The sequence below is a fragment of the Kineothrix sp. MSJ-39 genome (assembly GCF_018917935.1).
Classification (GTDB): Bacteria; Bacillota; Clostridia; order Lachnospirales; family Lachnospiraceae; genus CAG-194.
Window position 1 is genome coordinate 1 of the sequence record NZ_JAHLPN010000022.1, and the last position, 16,952, is coordinate 16,952.

General features: G+C 36.9%; 20 protein-coding genes and 1 pseudogene. 18 read left to right on the forward strand and 3 right to left on the reverse strand.

Annotation, left to right across the window (positions count from 1 at the left end; translation table 11 throughout):
- Positions 1 to 117 precede the first annotated feature (117 nt).
- The 3 genes from KQI22_RS11955 to KQI22_RS11965 form a co-directional block, all read right to left on the reverse strand.
- Entirely contained in the window at positions 118 to 1,185 is a 1,068-nt protein-coding gene (locus KQI22_RS11955; protein WP_216552654.1) for a PDDEXK nuclease domain-containing protein, read from the reverse strand.
- A 36-nt stretch (positions 1,186 to 1,221) separates the two neighbouring features.
- Positions 1,222 to 2,130, reverse strand: coding sequence for a hypothetical protein (locus KQI22_RS11960; RefSeq protein ID WP_216552656.1), 909 nt, complete (start codon positions 2,128 to 2,130; stop codon positions 1,222 to 1,224).
- A 99-nt stretch (positions 2,131 to 2,229) separates the two neighbouring features.
- Positions 2,230 to 2,895 carry a sigma-70 family RNA polymerase sigma factor gene (locus KQI22_RS11965; RefSeq protein ID WP_253293625.1) on the reverse strand — a complete coding sequence of 222 codons (666 nt, stop codon included), beginning with the start codon at positions 2,893 to 2,895 and terminating at the stop codon, positions 2,230 to 2,232.
- A 205-nt stretch (positions 2,896 to 3,100) separates the two neighbouring features.
- Between KQI22_RS11965 and KQI22_RS11970 the strand changes: the two genes are divergently transcribed.
- The 18 genes and pseudogenes from KQI22_RS11970 (at position 3,101) to KQI22_RS12050 (ending at position 16,923) form a co-directional block, all read left to right on the forward strand.
- Positions 3,101 to 3,343 (forward strand): transposon-encoded TnpW family protein, encoded by a 243-nt coding sequence (locus KQI22_RS11970; RefSeq protein WP_216552658.1) that lies wholly within the window; start codon positions 3,101 to 3,103, stop codon positions 3,341 to 3,343.
- Positions 3,340 to 5,340 carry a recombinase family protein gene (locus tag KQI22_RS11975; protein ID WP_216552659.1) on the forward strand — a complete coding sequence of 667 codons (2,001 nt, stop codon included), beginning with the start codon at positions 3,340 to 3,342 and terminating at the stop codon, positions 5,338 to 5,340. Before KQI22_RS11970 ends, KQI22_RS11975 begins: the two co-directional genes overlap by 4 nt.
- Positions 5,341 to 5,390: 50 nt before the next feature.
- Positions 5,391 to 5,867 carry a hypothetical protein gene (locus KQI22_RS11980; protein ID WP_216552661.1) on the forward strand — a complete coding sequence of 159 codons (477 nt, stop codon included), beginning with the start codon at positions 5,391 to 5,393 and terminating at the stop codon, positions 5,865 to 5,867.
- 482 nt (positions 5,868 to 6,349) lie between these two features.
- Positions 6,350 to 7,891, forward strand: coding sequence for a MobA/MobL family protein (locus KQI22_RS11985; RefSeq protein ID WP_216552663.1), 1,542 nt, complete (start codon positions 6,350 to 6,352; stop codon positions 7,889 to 7,891).
- A gap of 170 nt (positions 7,892 to 8,061) precedes the next feature.
- On the forward strand, positions 8,062 to 8,271 hold the full coding sequence (locus KQI22_RS11990; RefSeq protein ID WP_216552665.1) for a DUF6219 family protein: 210 nt from the start codon (positions 8,062 to 8,064) through the stop codon (positions 8,269 to 8,271).
- Between the two features lies 1 nt (position 8,272).
- Positions 8,273 to 8,728, forward strand: a complete 456-nt coding sequence (gene bcp, locus KQI22_RS11995) for a thioredoxin-dependent thiol peroxidase (RefSeq protein WP_216552667.1) — start codon at positions 8,273 to 8,275, stop codon at positions 8,726 to 8,728.
- Positions 8,728 to 9,477, forward strand: coding sequence for a peroxide stress protein YaaA (yaaA, locus tag KQI22_RS12000; protein ID WP_216552669.1), 750 nt, complete (start codon positions 8,728 to 8,730; stop codon positions 9,475 to 9,477). Before bcp ends, yaaA begins: the two co-directional genes overlap by 1 nt.
- Positions 9,478 to 9,607: 130 nt before the next feature.
- Positions 9,608 to 10,015, forward strand: coding sequence for a Fur family transcriptional regulator (locus KQI22_RS12005; protein WP_216552671.1), 408 nt, complete (start codon positions 9,608 to 9,610; stop codon positions 10,013 to 10,015).
- Positions 10,008 to 10,628, forward strand: a pseudogene (locus KQI22_RS14140) (flavin reductase); the annotation flags it as partial. The gene KQI22_RS12005 and the pseudogene KQI22_RS14140, both read left to right, overlap by 8 nt.
- 18 nt (positions 10,629 to 10,646) lie before the next feature.
- Positions 10,647 to 11,189, forward strand: a complete 543-nt coding sequence (gene rbr / locus KQI22_RS14145) for a rubrerythrin (protein ID WP_235907064.1) — start codon at positions 10,647 to 10,649, stop codon at positions 11,187 to 11,189.
- 26 nt (positions 11,190 to 11,215) lie between these two features.
- Positions 11,216 to 12,160 carry an L-lactate dehydrogenase gene (locus KQI22_RS12015; protein ID WP_216552738.1) on the forward strand — a complete coding sequence of 315 codons (945 nt, stop codon included), beginning with the start codon at positions 11,216 to 11,218 and terminating at the stop codon, positions 12,158 to 12,160.
- Between the two features lie 27 nt (positions 12,161 to 12,187).
- Complete coding sequence (locus tag KQI22_RS12020; protein ID WP_216552675.1) at positions 12,188 to 12,559, forward strand: desulfoferrodoxin family protein; 372 nt, start codon at positions 12,188 to 12,190, stop codon at positions 12,557 to 12,559.
- A 94-nt stretch (positions 12,560 to 12,653) separates the two neighbouring features.
- Positions 12,654 to 12,809 carry a rubredoxin gene (locus KQI22_RS12025; RefSeq protein WP_012740305.1) on the forward strand — a complete coding sequence of 52 codons (156 nt, stop codon included), beginning with the start codon at positions 12,654 to 12,656 and terminating at the stop codon, positions 12,807 to 12,809.
- 24 nt (positions 12,810 to 12,833) lie between these two features.
- Entirely contained in the window at positions 12,834 to 14,063 is a 1,230-nt protein-coding gene (locus tag KQI22_RS12030) for an HD-GYP domain-containing protein (RefSeq protein ID WP_216552677.1), read from the forward strand.
- 107 nt (positions 14,064 to 14,170) lie between these two features.
- On the forward strand, positions 14,171 to 14,569 hold the full coding sequence (locus tag KQI22_RS12035) for a bacteriohemerythrin (protein WP_216552679.1): 399 nt from the start codon (positions 14,171 to 14,173) through the stop codon (positions 14,567 to 14,569).
- Positions 14,570 to 14,700: 131 nt separating this feature from the next.
- Entirely contained in the window at positions 14,701 to 15,369 is a 669-nt protein-coding gene (locus KQI22_RS12040) for an aldo/keto reductase (protein ID WP_330623375.1), read from the forward strand.
- Positions 15,370 to 15,388: 19 nt separating this feature from the next.
- Positions 15,389 to 16,063, forward strand: coding sequence for a RibD family protein (locus KQI22_RS12045; protein WP_216552681.1), 675 nt, complete (start codon positions 15,389 to 15,391; stop codon positions 16,061 to 16,063).
- Between the two features lie 152 nt (positions 16,064 to 16,215).
- Positions 16,216 to 16,923, forward strand: a complete 708-nt coding sequence (locus KQI22_RS12050; protein ID WP_253293627.1) for a PIN domain-containing protein — start codon at positions 16,216 to 16,218, stop codon at positions 16,921 to 16,923.
- The last annotated feature ends 29 nt before the right edge of the window (positions 16,924 to 16,952 follow it).

Below are 16,952 nucleotides of genomic sequence, written 5' to 3' on the forward strand. Positions count from 1 at the left end.
TCATTTGTACTTTGTGTACTGGTTTCTTTTGTCTTGCCATAAAATAAGGCCTCCTATGATTTTATATTTTATCATAGAAGACCTTAAAATCCTATTTACAGAAAAACTTTCACAGACTCAGTCTTTCAGCTCTCGTTCTATCTCTTCAATAGTAGGCATTGAACTTTTATAGTCATCAGGAATCAGATTATTAAGTTCGTATTCGGAAATTCCAACAGGAACATTCACTGCACTGGTAGCATATTGAGCCAGAACATTATCTTTTGTTTTGCATATAAGTAACCCAATTGTAGGATTATCGTTATCTGTTCGCAGTATTCCGTCTGTTGCTGCAATGTAAGTTCCTAATTGCCCCATATCTCCGGGATCAAATGCCCTTGTCTTGATTTCAATTACAACATAACAATGTTTTTGTATGTTGTAGAACAGCATATCAATAAATTGTTCAGTATCTCCGACAACAAGCCGGTATTCTCTACCGACAAAAGCAAATCCACGTCCTAATTCAAGAAGGAATTTCTGGATATTATCCATGAGTGCATCTTTCAATTCTTTTTCATCATACCCTTCTCTGAGAGTAAGAAAATCAAAATTATATGGGTCTTTTGTGATTTCTCTGGCAAGATCGCTGCCAATATCAGGAAGCAGCTTTTCAAAATTTGTAATGGCTTTACCTTCTCTTTCATACAAGTTTGTATCGAGAAAATTTAAAAGGACGGTTCTTGACCAGTTGTTTTCATATGTCTTTTTAACAAAAAACAAAGCCTTATCCAAATTACCCTTACATTTATTAATTATCTGAATATGATGTCCCCACGGAATCATAAAAATACAATCATCAACAGCTTGTTGACATATTCGTGTGTCTGAATCGTCAACAAGTTGTTGACGATTTGAATTGCTGTATAAATCGTAAAAATATTTCATATATTTTAAATTAGTTACAGAAAATGATTTTACATCAGGTAGTGCATCCTGCAAATCAAGACTAAGATTTTTGAAAAAAGATTTTCCGTATTTGGTTTCATTGTAATTCTCTGATATATCATGCCCAATAGACCAGTAAAATAACAGCATTTCCCTATTAACTTTTGTTGCAGCTTTTATCTGGCTGTTGCGGAATCTTAAAGAAACTTCTTTAATCCACTTTGAATATTCTGTATTATTTTTTATGATTTCACTCATTGCGTGCAAACCTCCTGAACATTATAAAAAACGATTTTATTCATCAGTATTATTCTTTTTTGCTCTTGTCTTATACACATTATATTGATTTTTACATTTCGGAGAGCAGAACTCATTTCCCTTGCGGCTTGCGATAAATGCTTTACCACAGCGCTTACACAATTTCATTTCACAGCTTTCATCTGTCAGCATAAAAGAAAAGCACATCTGTATCATAACAAGCAGCGAATGGAAATCCCATACTATAACAGGTGAAGCTTTTTCCAATGCTATATGATATGTCGGAGATATACCGCCAAATGCCGACAGTCCCTGCCGATACAGGTCTTTTGTCTGTTCATCTATCGAATCATAGTCATGGTAATAGAGAAAACTTGTCATATAAGTAAAAGCCCAGTCAGTAAATTCCTTTATGAGCCAGTCATATCGTTCAGCATATTCCCTTTGAAAACTCATGGATATAGCCTGAGGACTGTTACCCATTGCCATCACAACAGCAATTTCATCTTTATCTGTAACAGACCATCCGGATTCAGTACCTTTCTTGTGAAAATCAAGCCTTTCAAAAGGGTAGAAGTAAGTAAGATAATCCTCTGTTGAAAGAGCTTCTTCTTTGATAAAGTGGTTTTTAGGAAGATATACGGATTCATATGTAACAAACTGTGCTGTTGTCGGCAGTGCTGTCATAAAACCAAGGAATCCATAAGCAGATACAAAATCAAGAACCATCTGTTGCAATATATCATCATCTGTTTTATGCATAGCCATAAGACCAATATTAACCGCATCAAGGACAAGTGTATTGGCATCCTGCATTGGGCGGTACATCTGAGGTTTTGCATTTCCTGAAACTACTATATATAAAGTGCCATCATCAGCAGTACGATATTCATAGCTGCTATATTTTACCCAAGGGGCACTTGTGTGTTCAAACAGATTCTTCATTCTCTATTCCTCCAATCTGTTCATTACTTAGTAAATGTAATCTTATATATATTTTATCCGATTACAAAAATATGGTCAAGCATAACTTAACATGATGATTTATGGCTTCAAGTTCATATCTGATTTCCTGCGTACACCATTTTCAAGAAAATATTTTTCATCAGGTGTAAGAGACTGCTCATCATGTTCTTTTCTGTATTCTAATGCCTTTGTCAATTCTTTTCTTATCTTTTTGAGTGCAGTTTCTCTGACGCCACGCACATTCCGGTCTGTCTGATTGTTTAACGCTGCATATTGTACAGTTGAGTATGCATGAACAAACAGATAGAACATAAGCTGTTTGTGGGCAACTTTGAGTGCCTTTAAAATACCTGATATATCGGATGTGGTCACTAATTCATGCAAATTATCAGGCTGATCATAAATGTAATCTATGAAATCACCAGCTAGCAGAAGATTTTGAAGTACCATATCATATGAGGAATTTGCAGGAAGATAATATTCAGATGCACCCCATTCAAGAGGAATTTCAGAACGACCTATCTCATGTGCACGCTCTTTTCGTTCCCTGTTGGAATCTAGTTTATCCCACCATGAAATTACATTACGGAAATCTGCTTCGGTTCTTGCGCTTTCTTCCAAACGGCTGATTGCAAGGGCACGGGCTTCCCGGTGCAGCATTTCGCCATTATATTCAGGTATTAGATTTTGTTCTTTAAATGCTGCAAGCTCAGCGTATTTGGGCAAAGTAGTCAGTCCTTTCATAAAATAAAAAAATTTTAAAAACACTTCCGTTTTACAGTCATATTTCTCCTATTTGTGAAGAAAGTAATTTGATTTGCTTTAAAAACAATTACAAAAAGGAGGCGTGACTATGAGATATGGATAAAAGCATAATCCAATTACAAGGATTGGAAGTGTAAAAACATTATAAGTTAAGAATTAGGCTAAGGCAAGAAAGGATTATACTATGGAAAAAGACAAAATGAATAAGGATAAAACAGAAACCAGCCCGAATAAGGCTGGATTTTTTTACCGCAGAATTGGTACAACACTTTATAAAGTAAGTGTATTTATAAGTGATACGGAGACAGATACATTTGCTGATAAAGTTTTTCGTGTGATTCACAATGAAATTGTTTCAGGCGGGACAAAATGTGGTATAATTAGTGCACCACAAATGAGTCAGCCGCCGGAAGGGAGTTCTGCATGAACAAACAGACGGCTGATATAACAGAAAATAAAATAACTGCTCTTTATGAGCGACTCTCAAGGGACGATGAGCTTGCGGGAGACAGCAATAGTATAGTGAACCAGAAGAAAATGCTGGAGGACTATGCAAAGAGTAACGGATACAACAATCTTATGCATTTTACGGATGACGGGTATTCCGGTGGTAATTTTGACAGACCGGGATGGAAGCAGCTTCTACGATTGATTGAAGAAGGAAAAGTTGCAACTGTCATAGTGAAAGATATGAGCCGTGTCGGAAGGGATTATCTTCAGGTTGGATTTTATACTGAGGTATTTTTCCGGGAAAAAGGTGTCCGTTTTGTTGCTGTTTCTAATGGTGTTGACAGTGATAACAATGCCAGCAGCGAATTCGCCCCTTTTTTAAATATCATGAATGAATGGTATTTAAGGGATTGCAGCCGCAAGATAAGAGCAGTGATACAGGCAAAGGGACGAGAAGGAAAACCTGTTACAAATAATCCACCATATGGATATATCAAAGATCCGGAGGATAATAACCACTGGATTATTGATGAGGAAGCTGCTGCAGTAGTAAGACGGATATTCATGCTGACAATTGAGGGAAAAGGTCCATATGAGATTGCAAGAATACTTTGTGAAGAAAAGGTGGAAAAGCCATCTTATTATCAGGCAGTCCGGGGCATAGGCTGTTATAAGAATAACTGTGATATGGAACATCCATATGCATGGGCTGGCGTTACTATTGTACGAATGCTGGAAAAACCTGAATATATGGGTGATACAGTTAATTTCCGCACACATAAGCTGTCATACAAGGATAAAACTTCAAAAAAGAATGAAAGTAAGGATATTCTTGTTTTTAAGGACACACACGAAGCCATTATAGATAGAAAGACCTGGTATATCGTACAGGAATTAAGAAAGACTGTCCGCAGGATTAATACAGATGGCAGCAACAATCCGTTGACAGGAAAGTTATTCTGTGCTGATTGTGGATGTAAGATGCATTACCGAAGCGAGCACACAAGGGCAGGAAGAGACTGGAGGGGACTGCCAAATGGCGGAGTTCGTATAGAACCGGCTTCATACAACTGCAGTACTTATATGAATAAAAGAAAAGTGTTTGAACATGAATGTTCATCCCATTTTATTCAGGAAAAAGTAATAGAGCAGATTATTCTGGAGACGATCCGTTATGCCTGCCAGAGTGTGAGACTTGATGAGAATGCATTTGCAGAAGCAATGCGTAGTGCGTCAGCAATAAGGGATGAGGCAGAGATAAAGAAAATCAAGTCTGCTCTTGAAAAACAGGAAAAAAGATATGGCGAACTGGATTTGCTGATAAAAAAAGTCTATGAGGATAATGCTCTTGGTAAGCTGTCTGACAAGCGGTATGAGATTCTTTCACAGGAATACGAGACAGAGCAGGAACAGCTTACGCAGACTCTAAGAGAATGCAGGAAACAGTTAGCACAGTATGAAAGTGACACCGACAGAACAGAGGAATTTCTGGCGTTGGTTCATAAGTATACGGATATTACAGAACTCACACCTGTTATCATCAATGAATTTGTTGATAAGGTACTTGTTCATAAAGCGGAGAAGATAGATGGCGAGCGTGTAGTAGAGATTGAGGTATATTTGAATTTTATCGGAAAAGTTAATCTGCCAACTGTGGAACTATCAGAAGAGGAACAGGCTGAACTTACAGAAAAAAAGAGAATCCGTGAGCGTAATGCCATGTATCAGAGAAGGCACAGGGCAAAGTTTATGCCAAAAACAAAGGAAATACGCTCAAAGGTAAGTGAAAGTGAGAAGCAGGAACAGCTTGCAGCGGCAAAAGCCAATGCACAGAAAATTCTTGACTCAGATGAAGCTGGTGTGACAGACCAGACAGAGCGTATTGCAGGTGTTGCTGCCGGAGAGAACAAAATTGTGATAGAAAGTGGTATTTTGCTTACGGAAGCAGAGGTAAAGGAAAAATATGCTATCTGATAAGATATGCCATTTTATTGGAATCATATGAAAGTTAGGAGGAACAATTTATGTCGATTGATAGAACAGTTAAGTTTACAGTGAGATTAAATATGTTAAATCCTGCTCATGTAGCTATTAATAAGGTTTTAAATGAGTTGAATTTAGATATATTTAAGTCAAAGAATCAGTTTTTTATAGATGCAGCAACTTATTATATTGAGAATTATGGGCAGGAGGAATTAACGCAGCCTAAGAAAAAGAAGACACCGCAATATGTATCAACAGAGGATATGGATGCAATAGAGCAAAGAATCAGGCAGACTGCAAAAGAAGAAGCACGTCAGGAAGCCAATAAGGAAGTTATGACTATGGTAGGAAGTCTGTTGGCTGCAATTCAGGCTGGTGGTGGCACTATGCCGGTAATAAATCCGGATAATGTTGTGGTGGGTGCAGGAACGAAAAGCATATCGGATGAGGAATCGGAAGACTATGAGGAAGATGAGGCATTAGTACAGAATGCATTGGGCTGGATGGAAAAGGATTAACAACAGAATATAGGTTATTGAGACAGGGACTGTGTAGAAATACATGGTCCTTATTTTTTTACCTGTAAATATTGTAATGCCTGCCGGTATAAAACGGCGGCAGAAACAAAAAGAGACTAAACAATCCGACGGCAGTTACTTAAAATGCCGTAATAATCCGACGGCATGGAACATGAATAAAAGAAAGTTGGGGAAAAAACAAAAGAAGAGTGATGGCACAAAGCGACGGCGTTATAGAGGGGTGGCGGCATAAAGTGAAGTCAGTTCTGAAAAGTGATGTAACAAAGTGCCGTCAATTAATGTGAAAAGATATTTTTATAAGGTTTTAGATATTTATCAGAGTAAAAGCTGCTGTAGACAGGAAAAAGAAAAGATCTAATGCAGCCCTCGGCGTTTGAGAGCGAAATACACCCTCCGCACAAAACTTCGTTTTGTACTCCGGTGATTTCGCGATTGCATCGAGCCAGAGAATAAATATTACTATGGCGACATTTGAAAAATTAAATATAGCTGATGAAAAGAAGGAGATGATTGAAATGCCAAGACATTCATTTATACAGATGACGAAACTCCATAATGTCATGGGGAGAATTGATTATATAACAAGTACAGTTAAACAGGAAAATCTATATGCCATATATGCGACACAGCCACTTCGGACTTTCTGGAAAGATCTTGCAAAATGCAACAGAGAAGAATTTGCTAAAAGTGGAACGATAGGAAAATGTATTGAGGCAAGAGAGCTGATTATAGCATTACCGGAAGGCTTGTATCATTATGAGCATGACTATCTTATCAAACATTTTGCTACGGATTTCAAGAAAAAGTATGGTGTGGACTGCTATGCAGCCCTGCATCATAACAAAAGAAAGACTAATTTCCATATCCATCTGATATTTGCAGAGAGGACAAAGCTGGATAAGCCAGTTGTAAAGGTAGCATCAAGAAATATGTTTTATGATGAGAATGGAAAGCATGTGCGTACTAAGAAAGAGATATTGGATGAAAGTGGTAACATCCGTAATGGCTGTAAGATTATCAGAAAAGGCGAGGTCTATGAGAAAAAAGAGTTTTCTGTAAAAGATGACAGATTTAAACGGGATTCATTTCTTGATGAGGCAAAGGTGTTTTTTACAAACGAAATAAATCAGCTTGTGCTGCATGAAGAGGATAAACTTAAAGTCTTTGATAAGAATAGTCCGTATCTTGCTACTAAAAAAATAGGCAAAAATAATCCAATGGAAGAACAAATAAAGGCTGACAATGAGGTGCGGCAGGAATGGAACAGGACTGTTGACAGAGCAATTGTAAGCGGTGCGCCAGAAGAGGATATCTCAAGGATAAAGAAGAAAGAAATAACAGAAAAGGTAAGGGATTCCATAGATTTATATGGAGACAGACCGGATCTTCTTGCAAGTATTATAAAGCTTGCTATTGCAGTGCTGGAACTTCTTATTAATCGCATTATGCTAGCTGCGGTTGGTATGGCAGAAAGGGTAATTGATGTAATGCCCGGAGCTAATACATCAGAAGAAACAGACAAACAATCATATGATAAGAAACAAAAAACAAAGGCGAAAGTGATTGTTACAGGTGTACCGCATCCTAAAATGTCACCACTTGCTTCAAAATATGTGCAATTTAAGAATATTTATAAGGAACTGCAAAGACAAAATGAAGCTATTTTCAATCTGGAAAGAAACAGAGGTAATCTGGAGATTGAACTATCAGATTGCAATGGTGTATTTAAGTCGGGAAAACGTACAGAATTGCAGAAACAGATAGATGAACTGGATCTCATAATTAACAATATGAAACGGCAGCTTTCATCAATTGTGAAGGAATATGGATATGATAATGTGAGAGAATTTTATAGTGATTATTATGCTTCTAAAGGCGAGTATGAAAAGTATAATATAAGAGAAGTTGAAAAATGGAAGAAGAAAAATGAAAAGTCAGAAGATCGGAGTAGTATAGATAAAAAGGTATACTATAATCAGTCGATAAGAGGCAAAAAGCGATAGAGATATGGTTAAGGAATGAAAATTGAATTAAAGATTAAGTGAGAGATTTATTTCTAACTATCGTATCATAATAAACCAATACGATAAGATAGGTGTGTCATTCAGAAAAATATAGACCATGTTACAAAAAAATTGATATAATATGTTCATATACAGGAGGTGAATAAAGCGTGAAAGCACATAAATACTGGTCAATTGGAACATTAATTACAATGATAGGTACTCTTTACACAGGATACAAGGGTTTAAAATCAAGTCACAAATATTTTGCATTTGGCTCTTTGATATGTATGATTATGGCAGTTTATTCTGGTCATAAAATGATTTCTGGTAATAATAAATCAGGAAAAAAGATAGAAAAGAAAGAGGTGGAGAAATAATATGTTAGAAATTGGAACAAAAGCACCGGGCTTTGAATTGCCAGATCAGAATGGAGAAATGCATAAATTAAGTGATTATGCAGGCAGGAAAGTGATTTTATATTTTTATCCAAAGGATAATACTGCAGGATGCACGAAGCAGGCATGTGGCTTTTCAGAGCGTTATCCTCAGTTTACGGAAAAAGGTGCGGTTATTCTCGGAGTCAGTAAGGATTCTGTAGCATCTCACAAGAGATTTGAAGAAAAATATGGACTTGCATTTACACTTTTAGCCGATCTGGAGCGTAAAGTTATGGAAGCATATGATGTCTGGAAAGAAAAGAAAAACTATGGAAAAGTTTCTATGGGTGTGGTAAGAACCACATATCTTATTGATGAGCAGGGGGTTATCATCAAAGCCAATGATAAAGTCAAAGCGGCAGATGATCCAGAAAATATGCTTAAGGAATTAGATTGATGAAGATTATATTATCTCCTGCAAAAAAGATGATTACGGATACTGACAGTATAGAGCCAGTTGCTTTACCGGAGTTTGTTGATAAGACAACAGAGTTATTAAGCTGGTTGAAAGATAAGTCAAAAGAGGAACTGAAAGCTATCTGGAAATGTAATGACAAAATTGCAGAACAAAACTTTTATAGATTGGAAAACATGGATCTTTACCATATACTCACTCCGGCTGTTTTATCATATGAAGGAATTGCTTTTCAATATATGGCACCATCTGTGTTTGAGGATAGACAGTTTGATTATATACAAAACCATTTGAGAATATTATCTGCATTTTATGGTGTTCTGAAACCGATGGATGGAGTGACACCTTATCGGTTAGAAATGCAGGCAAAGGTTGAAATAGAAGATGCAAAAAATCTGTATGAGTATTGGGGAGAATTGTTATACCACTCAGTAATTGATGACAGCAGGATTATCATTAATCTTGCATCAAAAGAATACGCAAGATGTATAGAAAAGTATCTGACACCGCAGGATAGATATATTACGGTTGCATTTTGTGAGTTATCCGGAGATAAACTGGTAACAAAAGGTACATATGCCAAGATGGCTCGTGGCGAAATGGTCAGATTTATGGCAGAAAATAATATTGATAATCCAATAGAGATTCAGAAATTTGACAGGCTTGGCTATTTTTTCCGGTCTGATTTGTCATCAGATACAGAATATGTTTTTGAACGAAAAACAGAATAATGTTTTAGATTAAAGATGATCATTGTGGTCATCTTTTTATAATAATGAGAATTATTACTATTTTGTATTGACAACAAATCTAAAACAGTATATAATCCTAATTAAGAATTAATCCTAATAAGGAGGACGGATGACAAATAGGAGAAACACAATTCAGAAAGACCTGGTAAGAAATGCTGTATATGAGATGAAACGGCATGTTACAGCAAATGAGGTTTATGATTTTATAAAAGAAACACATCCTACAATCGGAAAAGGCACTGTATATAGAAATCTTGATATATTGGTAGAGGAAGGGGCATTAAGAAAGGTTGAAGTCCCGGATGGACCGAACCGGTTTGATTTTACATTGAAAAATCATTACCATGTCAGATGCATAAAATGCGGTGAGGTTTCAGATGTGGATATGGATGAAATACCAGACTTGCTGGAAAGAATTCATAACACGCATGGAATTGATTTTTTGGATTATGATATTTCGTTTAAAGGCATTTGCCCGAAATGCAGGGAGAAGGTAAAGGAGGAGAAAAATGGATAGGAAAGCAATGTATAAGCTGAGTTATGGATTGTTTGTACTGACTGCCAGAGAAGACGAAAAAGACAATGGATGTATTATTAATACAGCCATTCAGGCAGCTTCAGAACCAAACCAGTTAAGTATCTGCGTCAATAAAGCAAATTACACGCATGATATGATTCAGAGAACTGGAAAATTCACAGTATCGGTCTTAAGTCAGAAGGCACAGTTTGAATTGTTCAAACATTTTGGCTTCCAATCAGGAAGGGATACCAATAAATTTGAAGCATTTGAAAAGTGTTCCAGAGGCACAAATGGTATTTATTATATTACAGAAGGTACAAATGCATATATTTCTGTAACAGTTAATAAAACAGAGGATTTAGGCTCACATACGATGTTTATCGGTGAGATAACCGATATGGAGGTTTTAAGTAATGTTCCTTCAGTCACATATGATTATTACCAGAATAATATTAAGCCAAAGCCACAGGCAGTCGGAAAAACTGAGGATGGACAGACAATATGGCGTTGCAGAATCTGCGGATATGAATATGTAGGAGAAGAATTACCGGACGATTTTATATGTCCTTTATGTAAGCACCCGGCATCAGATTTTGAAAAAGTAGTAAAGAAAACGGAGGTAAAAGAGATGGCAGCAAACAAATACGCAGGAACACAGACAGAGAAGAATTTACAGGAGGCATTTGCAGGGGAATCACAGGCAAGAAATAAGTATACTTATTTTGCATCTGTAGCAAAAAAGGAAGGCTATGAGCAGATGGCTGCATTATTTTTAAAGACCGCAGATAACGAGAAAGAACATGCAAAGATGTGGTTCAAGGAATTAGCAGGAATTGGTGATACAAAGGAAAATCTGGCGGCAGCGGCAGAAGGCGAAAATTACGAGTGGACAGATATGTATGAAGGTTTTGCTAAAACTGCTGAGGAAGAAGGCTTCCCTGAGCTTGCTGCAAAATTCAGGGCAGTAGGAGAGATTGAGAAGCATCACGAAGAGAGATATCGTGCACTTCTTAAGAACATTGAAACTGCACAGGTATTTGAAAAGAGTGAAGTTAAGGTATGGGAATGCCGTAACTGCGGTCATATTGTAGTGGGAACAAAAGCTCCGGAGGTATGTCCTGTATGTAATCATCCACAGAGCTATTTTGAAGTACATGAAGAAAACTATTAAGGAGATGAGATTATACGAAGAAGCAAATTATTAATTCAAAAAAGGCAGTAATGATAGGCTGTGGTTTTGTCGGTTCTGCATCAGTCTTTGCTTTAATGCAGAGTGGCTTGTTTACAGAGATTGTCCTTATAGATGCAGACAAGAATAAGGCAGAGGGAGAAGCAATGGATATCAGTCATGGTATTCCATTCGCCAGTCCAATGAAGATATATGCAGGAGATTATGATGATGTTGCTGATGCTGCAATTGTTATCATATCTGCCGGAGCGGGACAGAAACCGGGAGAAACAAGGCTTGATCTAGTAAATAAAAATGTAGCAATATTTAAGTCAATCATTCCTGAAATAGCAAAGAGAAATTTTGCAGGTATCATGCTTGTAGTAGCGAATCCGGTAGATATTTTGACACAGGTAGCAATAAAGTTATCAGGACTTCCGGAAAACAGGGTTATTGGATCTGGTACAGTGTTAGATAGTGCCAGATTAAGATATAAGCTCGGTGAACATTTATCTGTGGACAGTAGGAGTGTTCATGCATTTATAGTCGGTGAGCATGGAGACAGTGAAGTTGTAGCATGGTCATCAGCCAATGTATCCGGTGTTCCATTAAGTGAAATGTGCGAAATGCGTGGACATTACAAGCACAAGGAAAATACGGCAGAAATAGCTACAGCAGTCAAGAACAGTGCTTATGAGATTATAAACAAAAAGCACGCTACATATTATGGAATTGCAATGTCCGTAAAAAGAATATGTGAAGTGATTATGAGAGATGAAAAATCAATACTTCCAGTATCACACATAATTCATGGAGTATATGATATTGACGGAGTGTCGTTAAGTATGCCTGCTATTGTAGGTGCAGATGGTATTGAGTCTGATATACCTATTAATTTAAGTGGCGATGAGGCGTTAAAGCTTAAGGAATCTGCAGATTCTTTGAAAAAGATTATAGAGACAATTGAATTATAAATTTTACACATGGAAGGAGATAAAATCATGGAAGTAAAGTATTATATATGTAAGCATTGTGGAAACATAGTTGAAAAGGTAAAGGATAAAGGTGTACCTGTAATTTGTTGTGGAGAACCTATGCAGGAATTAAAAGCTGGAGTGACAGATGCTGCTGTTGAGAAGCACGTACCTGTATATACAGTGGAAGGCAGTCATGTTCATGTTGTAGTAGGAGAGACAAAACATCCTATGCTTGAAGAGCATTTCATTGAGTGGATTACATTAAGTACCAATCAAGGAATATACAGAAAACAGTTAAATCCAGGGCAGGAGCCGGTAGCAGATTTTTGTCTTTGCGATGGTGAACTGGTAGAAGAAGTATATGCATATTGTAATCTGCATGGATTATGGAAATGATAGAAGCATTTATAAATATTAAGATTACAGAACAACACAAATATAACCAGTAATATAGGCTGTGTATTAATATATTTACAAGGAGGAACAACAAATGAAATACGTATGTGACGTTTGCGGATGGGAATACGATGAGGAGAAAGGATATCCAGAAGGTGGTATTGCACCTGGTACAAAGTGGGAGGATATTCCGGAAGATTTTGAATGTCCGTTATGCTCTGTAGGAAAAGATCAGTTCTCAGAAGCATAAATATATTATGATAGGATTATACCAATGAAAGAAGAACTAAGTATAGATATCATCGGACTTGCAGGAGCCTGTTCTTATGCTTTGGATTGTATAGAAGCAGAGTTGGTAAATATCAAAAACAAACATGGAAAAAGAGTGGCTTATATAAGTATATGCATGGCTGAATATTGGAAAATTCAAGGTGATGAATTACAAGATTTAGCCATGTGTGCTTTACTGCATGATAATGCTTTGACACAATATATTTCGGAAGAACTGAAAAAGGATTCCGTTATTGACTTTAAAAAAGATTTATCCGAGAAAAAAACGTATCTTCATTGTGTTTATGGTGAAAACAATATTACTAAAATTCCTTTTAAAACAGATGTTTCAAATGTGATTTTATATCATCATGAACACGCTGATGGAACTGGTCCTTTTCAAAAAAAGTGGCAGGAAATTCCATTGTTTGCACGGATTATTCATCTAGCAGATACCATTGATGTTATAAGAAATAGTATTGATTCTGATGATAATAGCTGGGATTTTATGTGTCAATATCTTTCCCAAAATAAGGATAGTCTATTTGATTCGGTATGTGTTAATGCTTTTCTTCATGTATTCACAAAAGAATCGTTTATGTGTTTAAGTGATGATTCTTTTGAAACTAAGCTATGGGAAGCTATCCCAAGAGAAAAGCTGGTTTTTGATTGGGAAATGTGTAAAGATGTTGCAGATTTCTTTGCAAAGATTGTAGATTATAAATCTTCTTTTACAAGCAGACATTCTATAGGAGTAGCTGAAAAAGCATCCATGCTTGCCCAATATATGGGATATGATTCAATCACTGTACAGAAAATGTATTTAGCTGGTGCTCTGCATGATATAGGAAAAATGGCGGTAGGCAATGAAATTCTGGAAAAACCGGATAAGCTTACGGATGATGAATTTTCTAAAATGAAAAATCATGCTGGTTATACATACCTAATATTGTCAGAGGTTAATGATTTTGAAGAAATACGAGACTGGGCAGCTTTCCATCATGAAAAATTAAATGGAAAGGGGTATCCTTTTGGAAAAACCGCTGCTGAATTAAATGAACCGGAACGTATGATGGCATGTGTTGATATTTATCAGGCATTAACCGAGGACAGACCATATAAGAAAGGTTTATCGCACGAAAAAACGTGTGAGATGCTCGATGACATGGCGCAGAAAGGTTTTGTTGATTCTGATATTTCCAAGAAAATTAGGGAATGTTTTGGTGGAATCTAACATTAAAAACGAGAAAATATAGGAAATTCATGAGAAATGCATTTGCCTATTATGAATAGTATAGAACAGGTTCATAAAACAAATAAAACTGAAAGTAGGATTAATTTATGTATGAAATGAAACCAGAATATTATATCGGAATAGATATGATAGATGAAGAACACAAGCAGTTATTTAAATATGCAGATGAGGCATATGAACTGCTTCATGACGAGTATACACCAGATAAATATGATAGAATTGACATAATATTGGAAAATCTTCGTGATTATACAGTAAAACATTTTACAGATGAAGAACAGTATATGGGATCTATTAATTATAAGAAGTTATTTACACAGAAAGTTCAGCATCAGGAATTTATACATAAACTTGATGAATTTATGGAGCATCATAATGATGAGATAGAAGATCAGGATGAACAGATTATGGGGATTTTAAAATATCTCACAGAGTGGTTAGTTAATCACATTCTGTATGTCGATGGTCAAATTCCAAAAGGCTGATATTGTAAGAATGGCTGTTATTCTTTAGGGAGTAGCAGCTTTTTTCTATTTTGAATATAAAATCTGACACCTACACTTGACAATATGCTTATGAACGCGGCGTCGGGGAAGGCGTCAGAAACTGTGGTATTCTGAGAGAAGAATTATTTGTGGTATCCAAGGTGGCAGCAGAGCATAAGACCTACGAAGAAGCAATGAACGGTATCAACAAAACACTTGAAACCATGGGACTGGATTATCTGGATATGATGATCATTCATTCTCCACAGCCATGGGTAAAGGTAAATCAGTCTGAAGACCGTTATGTAGAAGGAAACAGAGCTGCATGGAAAGCACTTGAGGATGCTTATAAGGCAGGTAAGCTGAAAGCAATCGGTATTTCCAATTTCCAGATCGGCGACATTGAGAGCCTGCTGGAAACGGCCGAGATCAAACCGATGGTAAACCAGATCCTTTTGCATATCAGTAATACACCACTGGAGCTTGTAGAGTACTGCCAGAAAAACGGAATCGCAGTAGAAGCATATTCTCCGATCGCACATGGTGAGATCTTAAATCAGCCACAGATCAAAGAAATGGCAGACAAATACGGCGTATCCGTTCCACAGCTCTGCATTCGTTATACCCTGCAGCTTGGCGCGATCTCACTGCCGAAAACAGGAAATCCTGCGCATATGAAGACAAATGCAGATGTAGATTTTGAGATCAGTGCAGAGGATATGGAAGTGCTGAAGCATTTTAAGAAGATCGAAAGCTACGGTGCAAACAGCGGATTTCCGGTATACGGCGGAAGATTATAAAACAGGAGGCAACAGTAAGATGAAACGACCATATATCATCTGTCACATGATGATCTCTTTGGATGGCAGGATCGATTGTGCCATGACATCCAAGCTGCGCGGCGTGAACGACTACTACACAACGCTGGAGGAGATAAAGGTACCGACAACGGTAAGCGGACGTGTGACGGCAGAACTTGAAATGGCAGAGCCGGGCGAATTTGTACCGGAGCATACGGAAAGTTATGGGCAGGAAGGATGTTCCAAACAGGCAGATGCTGCGGGCTATGAAGTGGTGATCGACACCAAGGGAAAATTGCTCTGGCCGGATGCAGCAGGAATGGAGAAGCCTTACCTGATCGTAACCAGTGAGCAGGTAACAAAGGAATATCTGGCATATCTGGACAGCCGGCATATTTCGTGGATCGCTTGTGGAAAAGAGCAGGTGGATCTGCAGCGTGCAGTGGAAATCCTTGCGGATAAGTTTGGGGTAACCAGACTCGGTGTTGTCGGCGGTTCCAAGATTAACACTGCTTTCTTAGAAGCCGGTCTTTTAGATGAGATCAGTATTCTGATCGGTGCAGGGATCGATGGCAGAGGCGGAATGCCTGCGGTCTTTGACGGACTTGATATGTCCCACGATGTGACCGGGCTGAAGCTTCTGGATGTGAAGAAATTTGGCAGCGATGCTGTCTGGCTCCGGTATCAGTGTTAGGGTAGACAGCATGCTGACTTCAGAAGGGCAAGTACATAAAATATATTTTCAGAATAGGACTAAATGATATGTAGGAAAACTATTGTCAGTTAGTCCTATTTTTGCTATATATAAAAGAAGGGAAAGGCATATACGACTATAGAAATTATCAGATGCTTTTAGGAGGGAATATATTGAGATACGATGCGGAATCAATTGATGCCAAATATGACTATAGTGAAGAATATTATGACGAAGAAAATGCTGTAATATATAATCGATATTTCTTAATTGATTATGAAAATGTAAATCGAAATGGACTTAATGGGATCACAAAGCTTACAGAAGAAGATTGTGTAAAAATTTATTACAGTAATACGGCTGAAACCTTAACATTTGGATTACACAGAAGAATAAATGCTTCAAGAGCACACTTTGATTACATAAAAGTTCAAGTGCCAATAAAGAATGCAGTGGATTGCCAGATATTATTTGATATTAAAAATATGATAAAAGATGCTAGAGAATCGGAGTATTATATAGTTTCAAAAGATTCTGACTTTGATCAGGCAATTGATGAGTTTAAAACTAAAAGGTATAAGGTTAAAAAAGTTGAAGAGATATGCAAGTTATCGGAAAATTATAATATGACTACTATCCCTTTAAGTTCAAAAAAGAAAAACAGTGTTACATCAGATAAAGCGAAAAGGGAAGCAAAAATAAGATCATTTTATGGACAATATTTTAAGAAAAAAGAATATGTTGATAAAAAGGAAGAAATCATTCAATTATTATTAAAGGCAAAGACTAGACAGGAAATTAATAATGGTTTGCAAAAAATGTTCTCAAATGAAACAGTAGGTTCAATGCTAAAAAAATGAAACCATTGATTCAAGATTTACCGGGAAGG

Excerpts from the sequence above, each read along its gene's own strand:
- bcp (WP_216552667.1), top strand. The coding sequence starts at position 8,273 with ATGTTAGAAATTGGAACAAAAGCACCGGGCTTTGAATTGCCAGATCAG.
- KQI22_RS11960 (WP_216552656.1), bottom strand. The coding sequence starts at position 2,130 with ATGAAGAATCTGTTTGAACACACAAGTGCCCCTTGGGTAAAATATAGC.
- KQI22_RS12020 (WP_216552675.1), top strand. The coding sequence starts at position 12,188 with ATGGAAGTAAAGTATTATATATGTAAGCATTGTGGAAACATAGTTGAA.
- KQI22_RS12035 (WP_216552679.1), top strand. The coding sequence starts at position 14,171 with ATGTATGAAATGAAACCAGAATATTATATCGGAATAGATATGATAGAT.
- yaaA (WP_216552669.1), top strand. The coding sequence starts at position 8,728 with ATGAAGATTATATTATCTCCTGCAAAAAAGATGATTACGGATACTGAC.
- KQI22_RS11985 (WP_216552663.1), top strand. The coding sequence starts at position 6,350 with ATGGCGACATTTGAAAAATTAAATATAGCTGATGAAAAGAAGGAGATG.
- KQI22_RS11980 (WP_216552661.1), top strand. The coding sequence starts at position 5,391 with ATGTCGATTGATAGAACAGTTAAGTTTACAGTGAGATTAAATATGTTA.
- KQI22_RS11975 (WP_216552659.1), top strand. The coding sequence starts at position 3,340 with ATGAACAAACAGACGGCTGATATAACAGAAAATAAAATAACTGCTCTT.
- KQI22_RS11955 (WP_216552654.1), bottom strand. The coding sequence starts at position 1,185 with ATGAGTGAAATCATAAAAAATAATACAGAATATTCAAAGTGGATTAAA.
- KQI22_RS12050 (WP_253293627.1), top strand. The coding sequence starts at position 16,216 with ATGCTTTTAGGAGGGAATATATTGAGATACGATGCGGAATCAATTGAT.
- KQI22_RS12025 (WP_012740305.1), top strand. The coding sequence starts at position 12,654 with ATGAAATACGTATGTGACGTTTGCGGATGGGAATACGATGAGGAGAAA.
- KQI22_RS11970 (WP_216552658.1), top strand. The coding sequence starts at position 3,101 with ATGGAAAAAGACAAAATGAATAAGGATAAAACAGAAACCAGCCCGAAT.
- KQI22_RS12005 (WP_216552671.1), top strand. The coding sequence starts at position 9,608 with ATGACAAATAGGAGAAACACAATTCAGAAAGACCTGGTAAGAAATGCT.
- KQI22_RS11965 (WP_253293625.1), bottom strand. The coding sequence starts at position 2,895 with ATGAAAGGACTGACTACTTTGCCCAAATACGCTGAGCTTGCAGCATTT.
- rbr (WP_235907064.1), top strand. The coding sequence starts at position 10,647 with ATGGCAGCAAACAAATACGCAGGAACACAGACAGAGAAGAATTTACAG.
- KQI22_RS12045 (WP_216552681.1), top strand. The coding sequence starts at position 15,389 with ATGAAACGACCATATATCATCTGTCACATGATGATCTCTTTGGATGGC.
- KQI22_RS12030 (WP_216552677.1), top strand. The coding sequence starts at position 12,834 with ATGAAAGAAGAACTAAGTATAGATATCATCGGACTTGCAGGAGCCTGT.